Origin of the sequence: Streptomyces sp. WMMC1477 (assembly GCF_027460245.1) — a bacterium.
Taxonomy (GTDB): Bacteria; Actinomycetota; Actinomycetes; order Streptomycetales; family Streptomycetaceae; genus Streptomyces.
Genome location: NZ_JAPZBD010000003.1, coordinates 5,273,879 through 5,287,023 on the forward strand (window position 1 = coordinate 5,273,879; position 13,145 = coordinate 5,287,023).

The following is a 13,145-nucleotide window of genomic DNA, read 5'->3' on the forward strand; positions in this document are numbered from 1 at the left end:
AGGACCCTGATGACCGCGACCGCGCCCCCGGGGTGCCCGCCGCCGCTGACCGTCCTGCCCGGGCCCGCCGCCGAGTGGCGGCAGACGGTCCGCGACGTCGCCCGTACCGCCGTGGCGCCCCGGGTGCGGGCCATGGACGAGGCCGAGCGGCTCGACGACGACCTGGTCAAGGAGCTGTTCCGGGCCGGGCTGATGGGGATCGAGGTCCCCCGGGCCTATGGAGGCGCGGGGGGCGACCTCTTCCAGGTGGTGCTCGCCATCGAGGAACTCGCCAGGGTCGACCCCGCGGTCGCCGTGTTCGTCGACGTCCAGAACGCGCTGGTCGCCAGCGCTCTGCTGCGGCACGGCAGCGGCGACCAGAAGCGGCGCTTCCTGCCCCGGCTCGCCACCGGCCTGGTCGGCGCCTACGCCATCTCCGAGGAGGGCGCGGGCAGCGACGCCTTCGCCCTCGCCACCCGGGCCGAACCGGACGGGGACGGCTACCGCCTCACCGGGCGCAAGCAGTGGATCACCAGCGCCGCGCAGGCGGGCCTGTTCCTGGTCTTCGCGCGCACCGGCGGCGACACGCGCGCGCCCAGCCTGGGCGCGTTCCTCGTCGAACGCGACGCTCCGGGCCTGACCGTCGGCGACCCGGCGGGCAAGATGGGCATCCGCGCCAGCTCCACGTGCGAAGTGGTCCTCGACGGCGTGCGGGTGGGCCGCCAGGACCTCGTGGGCCGCCCGGACGGCGGTGCCGCGCTCATGGTGGAGACCCTGGTCGTCGGCAAGCTCGGCATCGCCGCCCAGCTCGTCGGCCTCGCCGACGGCGCCCTGCGGTACGCGTTCGACTACGCTGGCGTCAGGCGCCAGTTCGGCACCCGCGTCATCGACTTCCAGGGTGTCGGCTTCCCCCTGGCCGGGCTCGCGGCCGAACTGGAGGCGGCCCGCGCCCTGCTCTACGACACGGCCCGGCTCCTGCAGCACGGAGCGCCCCAGAACGAGCGGATACGGGCCACCTCGATGGCCAAGTACGTGGCGTCGAGGATCGCCGAACGCTCGGCCTCGCAGGCCGTGGAGACCCTCGGGGGGAACGGTTTCTCCACCCGCCACCCGGTGGAGAAGCTCTACCGCGACGCCAAGGTCGGGGCGATCTACGAGGGCACCTCCAACATCCAGTTCCAGACCATCGTCTCGCTGCTGGCGGGGAACACCGCGCGGTCCTCCGGGCCCGCCGCCGAGCGTGAGGAGTGAGCACCGTGGACCGCACCCGCCACACCGCTTTCCGGCCTGTCGGTCGAACGGGCGTCGAGGCCCCTCTGCGGATGTTCTGCCTGCCCTACGCGGGGGGCTCCGCGCGGATGTACGCCGACTGGGAACGGCACCTGCCCCCCTTCGTCCAGGTCACCCCCGTCGAACTGCCGGGGCGCGGCAGTCGGCTGGCGGAACCCCCGCACACCCGTGTGGAGCCGCTGGTGGACGACCTGCTGCCGCGGCTGCTCGCCGCCGGCGACGGGCCGTACGCTCTCTTCGGGTACAGCCTGGGCGCACTGGTCGCCTTCGAGCTGGCCCGAGCGCTGGAGCGGCGCTACCGCCGCCCGCCGGTCCGCCTCTTCGTGGGCGCCTTCCGGGCCCCGCACCTGCCGCGCGGCACCGTCCCCGACTACGACCTGCCCGAACCGCAGTTCCGCGAGCGCCTGCGGGCGTTCAACGGCACTCCGGAGGAGGTGCTGGCCGACGAGTCCCTGATGGAGATGCTCATCCCGACCCTCCGTGCCGACTTGGCGGTGGCCGACACCTACCGCCACCGCGAGGGCCGTCCGCTGACCTGTCCCATCACCGCCTTCGCCGGGAGCGAGGACGCCGAGGTGCGGGTCTCGTCCGTCAGCCAGTGGCGGCGGCACACCGACGCCGGTTTCACGCTCAAGGTGCTGGAGGGCGACCACTTCTTCCTGCACCAGCAGGAACGGGCCCTGCTGGGGGAACTGTCCGCGGCCGTCAGCGTCTGACCGCTCCCCGGCCCCGCTTCCGCGGGCCCTCGTCCCGCCGTCCGGCGGGCGGGGCGGCGGGCGGACGCCGACGCGCGGGGACGAAGACCGCCGCGGCCGCGGCCCCGGCCAGGTACATCCCGCCGCTCAGGGCGAGCCCGCGGTGGATGCCCGCGGTGAGCGCGGCGTCCACCGCCTCCTCCCGCTCCCGTTCGCGTTCCCCGCCCGCCGCGCCGTGCGCTCCCAGGCTGCCGTCGACGGCCTCGCGCACCAACTCCCGCTCCGCCGAGGGCGACAGCCCGAGCCGGTCGGCCCGCTCGGTCAGCGAAGCGGAGAACCCCGCGGCCACCACGGCCCCCACGACCGCGACGCCGAGCACGTTGCCGACCTGCTGGCTGGTCATGGAGGTCGCCGAGGCGATGCCGGCGCGAGCCGGGGCGACACCGCTCATCAGCGCCGCGTTGGTGGGGGCCATCGTCAGTCCGACACCCGCGCCGACCGGCACCAGCGCCGGCCACCACAGCGCGTACGGAGTCGCCGCGTCCACCGTGGCCAGCACCAGCAGCCCGGCGCCGGTGCTCACCATCCCGCAGACCATGGGCAGGGCCGGGTCGTAGCGTGCCGCCAGCCTCCCGGCCACCGGGGCCGCCACCGCCGCGGGCAACAGCAGCGGCAGCATGCGCAGCCCGGCCTCCGACGGCGTGTACTCCTGCACCTGCTGGACGAACAGGGACAGGAAGAGAAACGACCCCAGCAGGCCGAAGGCGACGGCGAACAGGATGCCGTTGCAGGCCGCGAAGCGCCGGTCGCGGAACAGGGCCAGGGGCACCATCGGCTGCGCGGAGCGGTGCTCGACCGCCAGGAACGCCGCCAGCAGAACGCCGGCCAGCCCGAGCGAGGCCGTGATCTGCGGGGAGGACCACCCCGACCGCTCCGCCTCGATCAGACCGTAGGTGAGGCAGCCCAGCCAGCCGGTGGCGAGGACCTGCCCCGGGACGTCGACCCCGCGCCGCAGGGCCGGGATCTCGGGCAGGACCCGGCGTGCGAGCACCACCGTCGCCGCACCGAAGGGGCCGTTGACCCAGAACACGCTCGCCCAGCCCAGCGAGTCCACCAGGGCTCCGCCGATGACCGGGCCCAGCGGCAGGGCCAGGGCCGAGACGCCGGACCACACCCCCATCGCGCGGGCCCGCTCACCCGGTTCCGGGTACAGGTGCGTGAGGAAGGCCAGAGTGGCCGGCACGAACAGCGCGGCACCGACCCCCTGGCAGACCCGGCCCGCCACCAGGGCCTCCAGGGTCGGCGCGGCCGCGCACAGCAGGGAGCCGCAGGTGAAGACCGCCAGCCCCCACAGGAACACCCGCCTGCGGCCCAGCCGGTCACCGAGGGAGCCACCGGAGAGCAGCAGGCAGGCGAAGGCCAGCACATAGGCCCCGACGATCCACTGGAGCCCGGCCACCCCGGTGCCGAGGTCGCGGCGGATGCTGGGCAGCGCCAGGTTGACCACCGTGATGTCGAGCATGGACACGAACTGTGCCGCGCACAGCACGGCGAGGCCCCACTTCCGGCTCGTCCTGTGATCGTCCAACACGTCGCTCCCGCGGTCCGCAGCCGTACCGTCGTGCGCGTCGGACGTGCCGTCCCACGCTGCCCGGGCACGGTAGGCCGCACCGTGATGCGCGGGGCACCCGCAGATGCTCTCCCGGTTCGGGGTACCCGTCAGAGCACCCCGGACAGGGCCCCCGGGCAGCGACCCCGACCCGCCGCCCCTGCCGGAGCACGCCCACCCGCCGGCCCGGAGCCGTGGAGCCCGCGGCGGCGCCCCGAGGACCTTGTCGGGTTCCGGCGAACGGCCGACGGCTCAGCCGGGTGGCATCGATGCGCGGCGCGGATTCGCGCGACCTGGGCCGGACGCCGAACGCCGGACCTTGGAGCGGGCTCCCGGGGCGATCCCGCAATCCTGATGCCACGTCAGGCACACGGTTGCGCTCCCGGACACGCAAAAGCCCGTTGAGCTGGAACTTCTTCCAGCTCAACGGGCTTCGCACCGTGTCGGGACGACAGGATGTGAACCTGCCACCCCTTGACTCCAGATCATCGAGTCAGGTGTTTCCCCGGTTCAGAGCCACACCGGCACATGATCACCCGTGCCGCAGAGCTGTCCTTGTCCGCCTTCGCGCACAGCGTGTGGTCCCTAAGTGGTCCCATGACCAAAAGAGGACTTGCGGGTGTTGCTTTGGCCGTGCTGGCAAATCATTGCCCCGACCCTTCAGGCATGGTTGCCCCGGCAGCGGGAGCCAGCACGCCCTGGCCCCCGCTCGGCGGCGGGCCGCTCCGTCTGGCCGACCATCAGCCGGCCGCAGGCGGGGCGGGCCCCGTACACTGTTCTTCACCCGCTCCGCGTCCCTTGCCGGTGAGTCCCACCGGAGTCACCGGCGAAGCGGATGACGGCCCGGCCCCCTCGCTCACGTCGCGTCACCCCCGCCCGGCGCGGGTACGGCGGAAGTCATCCGGCGCGGGGTGCGAGCGTCCAGCCTCAGGCGCAGCCGGCGCGGATGATAGACGGTCGCCAGCGGGACCGGGCGAATGTCCATGTCGGGCTCGCAGGTGACCCGCCAGCGGCCGAGGATGGTGGCGAGTCCCAGGGTGGCCTCGGTGCGTGCGTAGAGGTCGCCGATGCACTTGCGGGCGCCGGTGCCGAACGGCACGAAGGCATGGCGGGAGGCCGGTGCGACACGGTCCGGGAGCCAGCGGTCGGGGTCGAACGCCTTGGGGTTGTCGAAGGCGTCCTCGTACTGGGCGACCGCGGCGGGGCTGAACACGACGGTGGAGCCGGTGGGCAGCTGACGGCCCGCGAGTTCGGCCGGGGAGGCGGTGAGGCGGGTGAACAGCCAGGCCGGCGGGTGCAGCCGCAGCGTCTCGGAGATGATCCGGTCGGCCAGCGAAAGGTTCGGCAGATCATCCCACTGCGGGGCGCGGCCGTCGAGGACGGTGTCGATCTCGTCGTAGAGCGCGGCCTCGGTTTCCGGGTGCTGGGAGAGGAGGTAGAAGACCCAGGTGAGGGTGCCGGCGACGGTCTCGGTGCCAGCCGCCATGACGGTGATGACCTGGTCGTGGATCTCCTTGTCGCCGAGCCGGCCGCCGTCCTCGTCGCGGGAGGCGATCAGGGCGGCGAGCAGGTCGTCGCGCTCGGTGTCGGAGCTGCGGTAGTCGTCGATGAGCTGCTGGGTGGTCCGGTGCAGGAAGTCCAGGTTGCTCTGGTAGCGGCGCTGGGACGGCAGGGGCAGCCGACGGATGGACGCCGGCAGGAACATCTGCCGGAACAGGCCGTTGAGAACGACGTCGAAGGAACGTTCCACCTTCGCCGCAAGCTCGGGGCTGACGGGGGTGGAGTACAGGGTACGGCCCACCGTGCGCAGGGCCATGCCGTACATCTCCTGGAAGGCGTCGACGACCATGCCGTCCTGCCAGCGCGACGCCGTTGCCTCGATCTCGGCATGCATGGCCTCGGCGTACCGCTTGAGCTGGCCGCGGGTGAACGCCGACTGCATCAGCCGGCGCTGACGGCGGTGGTCGGCGAACGGGCAGGTGACCAGACCGTTGCCGGCGATGTCACGGGCGCGGTCGTAGAAGACCCCGCCCTTGTCGAAGACGCGGTCGTTGGTCAGGACCTGCCGCAGCAGCTCGGGGTGCGTCGGGACGTAGGCCGTGGTGGGGCCGATCTTGATCTCGACCAGGTCGCCGTGGGCCGACAGCGAGGTCATGAAGTTCACGGGGTGACGCATCATCTGGAGGGCGTGTCCCACGACGGGGAGCGCCCCGGGCGCAGCTCCCGCCAAGAAGGTCTGCTCAGTCATTCGATTCTCAACTTCCCGTCTCTACTGCTCTGTTTACAGCCGATCCCGGACTTCCGATGACTGTGCCGCCGGGACGAACCGGGCGCGGGTACGTGCTGCTAGCCAGTGCTGCGGCCGAGCTCCTCCAGGTAGCCCTGGGCACCGGCGGCGACCGCGAACTCGGCGTCGTAGCGGCCCGAGGAGCGGTGCCAGTCGTAGGAACCGCGGATCACCGTGCGCACCGCGTCGGTGCGGTACCGCTCCAGTGCCTCGCGTTCGGCCTCGTCGAGCCGGTAGACGTCGCCGACCTTCGGCAGGCAGGACTCCAGCAGCAGGAACTGTTCCAGCCGGGCGTGCACCTCGTCCTGAAGGTGGGCGATACTGCGCCCCTTGGACCAGCCGTGCTCGCGGCGCAGGATCATGATCATGTTGTTCTGCTCGCCGCGGGCCTCCTCCTTCTCCAGGGAGGCGATGTCGTTGAGCATCAGATTGACGTCGACGGCGACCTGGAGCATCGCGTCGAGCACCGCGCTGCCGAAGACCCGGTGCGGCACCTCGAAGCGGCCCGCGCGCTCGGCGAGGTCCACGGTCGGCTGAACGCCGATCGTGTGCCGCCGCATGGCGAGGTACTCCGCGGCGCAGTCGTACGGCTTGTTCCGGAACCGGCTCCGCGCCTCGTCGACGTATCCGTCGAAGTAGTTTCGCCAGTGCCGGGTGCTGCGTGCGCACCAGGCCGGTGTCATCTCCTCGCGGCAGCGCCGCCAGAGGTCCGCGAACCCGTGGGCTATCGGAGGCGCCGAGGCCGGAAGGGGGCCGTCCAGAGCGGCCGCCACCGCGTCGGTGAGACGTTTCGCGTCTTCGGGGTCCTCACCGCGCGGCCCGTCGAAGAGGTCGTCGAAGAGGAAGAACCACGACATGAGGTCGACGCCGAGGTCCAGGTCGGCGCCGGTGGCATGTGGATAGAAGCGCGAGGCCAGATCCGCGTAGCCACCGCGCAGATGACGCTCGGCCGCTGCCTCGGACGTGATCAGGCCGAGCGAGCGCGGCCACGCCAGCATTTCGGCCTCGGCCCGGGCGTGCTCCGGACTCTGCCGGGCCGGCAGGGGCATGTGGAAGTCGACATCCTGAGGCATGGGGAATCCTTGGGGTCGGTTGAGGAGGGGCGGCGAACGGGTCGGTGCTCTGACGGAGGCGCTGCACTGTGGGGAGACTCAGACGTCGGGAAGGGGCATACGGGTACGGAGGCCGGCCCGACCTCAGACCTGGCGGTCGACGACGAACTTCCCGAGCGCGAGGAGTTCACCCCGCGCCCCGGCGTCCAGCTCGACACCGCGGAGCGCGTCCTCGGCCAGCGCCATCCGCCGGGCTGCCTCGGCCAGCGCCCAGTCCCGGCCACCGGCGTTCTCGACCAGGTCGGCCACGCGCCGCAGTTCCTCCTCGGCGGGTTCGCCGGGAGTGTCGAGCCAGGCGGCCAACTCACCACTGAGCGGGCCGTCCTGATTCAGTGCATGGCTCACCGGCAGGGACTTCTTGCGGGAGCGCAGGTCGGAGTGGACCGACTTGCCGGTGACGGCCGGGTCGCCCCAGATGCCGAGAACGTCGTCGACGAGCTGAAAGGCGAGACCGACCTGATCGCCGTAGAGCGACAGCCCGGCTACCGTCGCCTCCGGTGCCCCGGCGAGAACGGCGCCGATCGCGGCGCTCGCCGACAGCAGCGCCCCGGTCTTTCCGGCGGCCATGTCGACGCATTCCCCGACCGTGACCTGCGAGCGCTGCTCGAAGGCCAGGTCCTGGACCTGGCCGCGGATCAGATGCCGGGTGGTGCGTGCCAGCAGCCGGGCGGCGGGGGCCGCCGTCGGCAGCCCCGTGTCCAGCAACACCTCCTGGGCGAGTACCAGCATCGCGTCACCGGTGAGGATGGCGCTGGAGGGACCCCACAGCTTCCACACCGTGCGCCGGTGGCGGCGTTCCTCGTCGCCGTCCATCAGATCGTCGTGCACCAGGGAGAAGTTGTGCACGAGCTCCACGGCCACGGCACCGGGCAGGGCGACCTCCGGCGGTGCGCCGACCGCCTCGGCCGACAGCAACGCGAGTGCCGGCCGTACGGCCTTGCCGGCGTCGGCGCTGGTGGGCGCGCCGTCGGCGGTGATCCAGCCGAAGTGGTAGGCCGCCTGGTGACGTGAGCGGTGGTCGAGCCGGTCGACGGCGGCACGCAGCGCCGGGGTGATCGTGTCCCGGCTGTGGCTGAGGCATGCGGGAGCGGTGCTCATGCGGCGATCTCCGCGCGCCAGGGGTCGGCCGGGTCGTCGAAGATGCTGACGAGCTGTCGCATGATGCGCCGTTCGGCCGGGTCGAAGGCCTGCTTGGCGTGGACGGTGCCCAGTTGGTCCCACATGACGATGTCCCCGGGCTGCCAGGTGTGGACGTAGGTGTACTGAGGCTTGCCCGCGTGCGACAGCAGTTCGTCGAGCAGCTTGCGGCTCTCGTCGGGGGCGAGGCCCACGATACGCTTGGTGTTCAGGGTGCTGATGTAGACGGACTGGCGGCCGGTGCGGGGGTTGCGGGCGATGAGGGGGTGGATGGTGGACGTGCCGTCCTCGGGTTGGATCTGTTCGGCCTCGCCGAGGGACACCTCGCCCTGGAGCTCCTCCTCGATGGTCTCCTCGTAGCCGGTGCGCAGGGCGTGGCGGACCCGGTAGGAGTGCAGGCGCCGGTGCTCCTCTGGCGACAGCGACTCGTACAGGGCGTACATGTCGGTGAAGAGGGTCTCCCCGCCGCCGGACGACGGCACTTCCACTGCCTCCAGGAAGCCGACCTGGGAGACGCGGGGGCGGAAAGAGTAGTCGGTGTGCCAGCTCATCCATCCGGCGTCGCCAACGCCGATCTTACGGCCGTCCTCCACCAGGTTGGAGACGATCAGGATCTCGTTGTGGTCGGGGTGGGCGCCGCTGGTGAGACCGGTCTTCGGGATGTACCCGAAGCGACGGCCGAAGGCGAGAAACTCCTCGTAGGAGGGGGTCTCGTGGCCGCGGAAGACCAGTACGAGATGCGCGTCGAGCGCCTCCCAGATCTCCTCGGACTGGCATGTGTCCGGGTCGCCGGTGACATGGGCACCGTGCACGACGGCGCCGAGAGCGGCGCCGGGTATCGGCGTTACGTCCATGGGCATTGCCGCCTTTCGCGAAGGGGGATCACCGCAGTTCGAGGCCGGCGAGGTCGCCCGCCTCGCGCCAGCCCCTGAGGATGTTCACGAACTCCACCGAACCGCCGCCGTAGCTGGAGTTGAGCAGGGGCAGTCCGCCCGGGTCGCCCTCGTTGTTGTAGAGGCCGGGCGTGCAGTTCTCGAGGAAGTCGAGGTCGTTGGTGGCGAGCCGGAGGATCTCCTCGACCCATGCCTTCTCACCGGTCTCGGAGGCCTCCACCACCTGGTGGCCGCGCTCCTCGACGGACTTGACGATGTGCGCGAGGTGTCGGGTCTGCTCGCCCAGCATGTAAGCGATGTTGACGTGCCGGCCGGCCTGCACCTTGGACAGAATGAAGCAGTTGGGGAAGCCGTGCACCTGGAGTCCGTGCAGGGTGTGCGCCCCGTGTGCCCACTTCTCGGACAGCTTCAGGCCGTCGCGGCCGACGATGTCGTATCCGGCGCGGTCGGTGTACGGTACGGCGAACTCGTGCTCGTAGCCGGTGGCGAAAACCAGGCAGTCGATCGGGTACTCCCGGCCGTTCGCGACCACCCCGGCCGGCGTGAGCCGCTCCACGCCCCGCCCCTGGGTGTCGACCAGGGTCACGTTGGGCCGGTTGAAGGTCTCCAGGTAACTGTCGTGGAAGCAGGGCCGCTTGCAGTACACGCGATAGTACGGCTTGAGGGCGGCGGCGGTCGCGGGGTCGGTGACAACGCTGTCGATGCGGGCGCGCAGCTCCTCCATCTTGAGAAAGTCCGCCCGCTCGGCCGCGAGGGCCCTCTCGTTCGGGTCTCCCCCGGTGTCACCGGTGGGCAGAATCGCGGCGGCCAGCTTGGCCGTGGTCTGGGTCCAGCGGTCCTGGACCAGGTCCTCGTCCTGTGGGACGCCTGAGGTCAGTGCGTGGAAGTTCTCCATCCGGCGCTGCTGCCAGCCCGGTTCGAGGCTGTTCGCCCAGTCTGGCGAGGTGGGCCGGTTACCTCGGACGTCGACCGTGGCCGGAGTGCGTTGGAAGATGACGAGCTCCTCGGCCCACTCGGCGAGGTGCGGGGCGAGCTGGACGGTCGTCGACCCGGTGCCGATGACGCCGACCCTCTTGTCCCGCAGCTTGGTCAGGCCGCCGGTGCTGTCGCCGCCGGTGTAGTCGAAGTCCCAGCGACTGGTGTGGAAGGAGTGCCCGGCGAACGCCTCCAGACCCGGCAGCCCGGGGAGTTTGGGGCGGTGCATCAAACCGATCGACATGGCCACGTACCGGGCTCGTATCAGATCGCCGCGGTCGGTGCTCACCAGCCACTTCCCGGCTGCCTCGTCCCAACGCAGCTCGGTGACGGTGGTCTGGAAGAGGGCATCGCGATAGAGGTCGTACCGGTGGGCGATCTGTTGGAGGTGGGCGAAGATCTCGGGCCCGGTGGAGTATTTCTCGGTGGGTATCGTGCCGATCTCCTCGAGCAGCGGCATGTAGATGTAACTCTCGACGTCGCACCGGACGCCGGGGAAGCGGTTCCAGTACCAGGTGCCGCCGACGTCGGCGGCCTCGTCGATCAGGCGGATACGATCAAGGTTGGTCTCCTTGCGCAGATGGGCACCGGTCAGCAACCCGCCGATACCGGCGCCGACGACGGCGACGTCCACCTCGTCGGCGAGCGGCTCGCGCTCCTGCCGGTCGGTGTAGGGGTCTCGCGCGTAGCGGCTGAAGTCACCACGCGCGAACTGGTAGGTGCGGCCGGCGGTGCGCTTGTCTCGCTCCTGCCGGTATTTCCCCCGCACCGCCTCCAGGTCGATGTTCAGTGTTTCGTCGCCACGGTCGTCGCTTTCAGCGCTGGCCACGGATCCTCCTCGGAAGGGAAGCGGGCGTAAGGGACAGGTGACGCCATACGTCATCGAACTGATCGCGCAGCCGCGGCGGGGCGTCGGAGTTGCTGAAGAGGTAGAAGCGGTCGGTGCCGATGGCCCCCCATACGACTTCGGCCACGTCCTCGGCGCTCACCGAGGTGTCGCCCCCCGCGCCGCGGGGGGCCGTCAGGCCCTTGACCATGGGGGTGTCGACACGGCCGGGGCACAGCACCGACACCCGGACCTCGGTGCCTTCCAGGTCGGCGCGCAGACTGCGGGCGATCGCGAGGTCGGCGTGCTTGGAAGCGGCGTAGGCGGCGCTGCCGCCGCCGACGACGAAGGCGGACATCGAGGCCGTGTGGATCAGATGTGCGGGCCGGCCGCGCTCGAGGAGCCGGGGGGTGAAGGCGCGGGCCACCAGGACGTGTGCCCAGTGGTTGACCTCGAAGACCTGCCGCATCCGCTCCAGCGGCACCTCCCACAGGGGCTGCCCGACGGGGCCGAGGACGCCGGCGTTGTTGCACACCACGCCGATGTCGCCGAGCTGGTCGAACGCCGTGTCCGCGAGGTGTTCGACGGCCTCCGGGTCGGTCAGGTCAGCGGCCACGGGGATGACCTGCGCGCCCTGAGCGGTGAGTTCGGCGGCCCGGCGGTGCAGCGCGTCACTTTCGACGTCCGCCATGACCACGCCGACGCCGGCCCGCGCGAAGCGGGCGCTGAGGGCGAGGCCGATACCGCTGGCCGCACCGGTAACCACGGCTGTCCTCGTCTGTAGCTGCACTTGGCTGTCTCCGCTTCTGCGCTCGGGTACGCCGCAGGACGGCGTGCCGTTGCCGACGAGAAGGTCTGGAACGGGTCGCGTCGTTCGAGGGATGCGGGTGTCATCCGGGGTCGGGTAGCTTCAGGCTGATCATGAGAACGGTCACGGCGAAACACACCAACAGAGCGAGAACAAATACGGCCGCTGACACCGTCGACAGCGCACCGGCCAGCGAGACGTAGAGGGTCCCGCCGACGGTCGCGCCCAGCGCGGTCGCCATCTGCTGGCTGGTCACCAGGACACCGCTGCCCATGCCGGCCTGCGCGGGAGGTACGTCGGCGAGGATCGTCCGGAACAGCGTCGGGCCGGTCAGCGCCGCGCCCACGCCGAAGAGGCCGATCCCGAAGAGGACGAGCACCAGCGAAGGGTGCGGCCAGCCAAGGCCGACCGTCAGGGCCAGCAGCAGCAGGCCCAGGGCCTGGACGAGTGCGCCCAGGGTGACGATCCGGCGGCCCAGGGCCGCCGCGATCCTCGGGGTGAACAGCGTCACCACGAAGAACGCCGCGGCGAACGGTGTGAGGACACCGCCGGAGGCGAGCCCGTGCAGACCGAAATGCCCCTGCGCGACCAGCGCGTAGACGAACAGGAAAGCCCCGAACCCGGCCGAGAACGGCACCATCGCCGCAAGGCCTCTGCGCATCCCCGGGTCGGACAGCACCGACGGGGACAGCAGTGGTGAGCCGCCCCGCGCCTCCAGCGCGCGTTCGACCCGCACCAGCGCCGCCGCCGCCGCCGCGGCGACCGCGAGCAGCGACCACAGCCACCGTGGCCAGCCCAGGTCGGGGCCTGCCACGACCACGGCGAGGATGCAGACCATGGTGACACCGAACAGCACGGTACCCATCGGGTCGAAACGCGGCTTCGCGTCCGCCTTGGTCGGGGGGACGCGCCGGACGGCGAGCAGCGCGGCCAGCCCGATCGGCACATTGATCGCGAAGACCGACCGCCAGCCGATCCCGGCGACGTCCAGCGAGACCAGCATCCCGCCCAGGACCTGCCCGGTGACCATGCCGAGCGCCGCGGTCGCGCCGTACATGCCGATCGCACGGGCTCGCGCCTGGCCCTCGGTGGCTGCCTGGATCGTCGCGAGGACCTGCGGTACGAGCATGGCGGCGGCGGCGCCCTGGAGCAGCCGGGCCGTGACGAGGAACTCGATGGTCGGGGCGAGCCCGCACAGTGCCGACGTGGCGGTGAATGCTGCGAGCCCGTATGCGTACAGGCGCCGTCTGCCGAAGGCGTCGCCCAGTCGTCCCCCCAGGACCAGGCCAAGGGCGAAGGTGAGGCCGTAGCCGGACACCACCAGCTCCAGCGCGGCGGGGCCGCCGTGGAGATCGTCGTTGATCGAGGACAGCGCCACGTTGACGATGGAGGCGTCCACGATGGACAGGGCGTACCCGGTGAGCACCACCACGAGGGCGATGGTGAGGCCCGGGGCGGTGTCTGCCGACGGGGTGGAGGCAGGCTGGGGGGAGACCGGTCCTTGTCCAGGGGGCGTCCCCTGGTTCTTCGTCAT

General features: G+C 71.3%; 10 protein-coding genes. 2 read left to right on the forward strand and 8 right to left on the reverse strand.

Translation table 11 applies throughout. The annotated features are described in order from the left end of the window. The first annotated feature begins 9 nt into the window (after positions 1-9). Both O7609_RS23065 and O7609_RS23070 read left to right on the forward strand, forming a co-directional pair. Positions 10-1,230: an acyl-CoA dehydrogenase family protein gene (locus O7609_RS23065; RefSeq protein ID WP_269735073.1), complete on the forward strand. Its 1,221-nt coding sequence runs from the start codon at positions 10-12 to the stop codon at positions 1,228-1,230. 5 nt (positions 1,231-1,235) lie between these two features. Then, the gene (locus tag O7609_RS23070) at positions 1,236-1,985 is read left to right on the forward strand and encodes a thioesterase II family protein (protein ID WP_269735072.1); all 750 of its coding nucleotides are present in this window, start codon (positions 1,236-1,238) and stop codon (positions 1,983-1,985) included. Here O7609_RS23070 and O7609_RS23075 read toward each other — a convergent pair. From O7609_RS23075 to O7609_RS23110, 8 genes are all read right to left on the reverse strand, one after another. After that, entirely contained in the window at positions 1,975-3,552 is a 1,578-nt protein-coding gene (locus tag O7609_RS23075) for an MFS transporter (protein ID WP_269735071.1), read from the reverse strand. The two genes, O7609_RS23070 and O7609_RS23075, sit on opposite strands and share 11 nt — an antisense overlap. A gap of 877 nt (positions 3,553-4,429) precedes the next feature. Further along, complete coding sequence (ptlI, locus tag O7609_RS23080; protein ID WP_269735070.1) at positions 4,430-5,821, reverse strand: pentalenene oxygenase; 1,392 nt, start codon at positions 5,819-5,821, stop codon at positions 4,430-4,432. Between the two features lie 98 nt (positions 5,822-5,919). Beyond that, a complete protein-coding gene (ptlA, locus tag O7609_RS23085; protein WP_269735069.1) occupies positions 5,920-6,933 on the reverse strand; it encodes a pentalenene synthase in 1,014 nt (337 codons plus the stop codon). A gap of 123 nt (positions 6,934-7,056) precedes the next feature. Next, complete coding sequence (locus O7609_RS23090) at positions 7,057-8,070, reverse strand: polyprenyl synthetase family protein (RefSeq protein ID WP_269735068.1); 1,014 nt, start codon at positions 8,068-8,070, stop codon at positions 7,057-7,059. Beyond that, positions 8,067-8,963: a neopentalenolactone/pentalenolactone F synthase gene (ptlD, locus tag O7609_RS23095; protein ID WP_269735067.1), complete on the reverse strand. Its 897-nt coding sequence runs from the start codon at positions 8,961-8,963 to the stop codon at positions 8,067-8,069. The genes O7609_RS23090 and ptlD overlap by 4 nt, the downstream gene beginning before the upstream one ends. A 28-nt stretch (positions 8,964-8,991) precedes the next feature. Then, positions 8,992-10,806, reverse strand: a complete 1,815-nt coding sequence (ptlE, locus tag O7609_RS23100; RefSeq protein ID WP_269744165.1) for a neopentalenolactone/pentalenolactone D synthase — start codon at positions 10,804-10,806, stop codon at positions 8,992-8,994. Then, positions 10,793-11,569 (reverse strand): 1-deoxy-11-beta-hydroxypentalenate dehydrogenase, encoded by a 777-nt coding sequence (ptlF, locus tag O7609_RS23105; protein WP_269744166.1) that lies wholly within the window; start codon positions 11,567-11,569, stop codon positions 10,793-10,795. The genes ptlE and ptlF overlap by 14 nt, the downstream gene beginning before the upstream one ends. Before the next feature lie 124 nt (positions 11,570-11,693). Then, positions 11,694-13,145: an MFS transporter gene (locus O7609_RS23110; RefSeq protein WP_269744167.1), complete on the reverse strand. Its 1,452-nt coding sequence runs from the start codon at positions 13,143-13,145 to the stop codon at positions 11,694-11,696.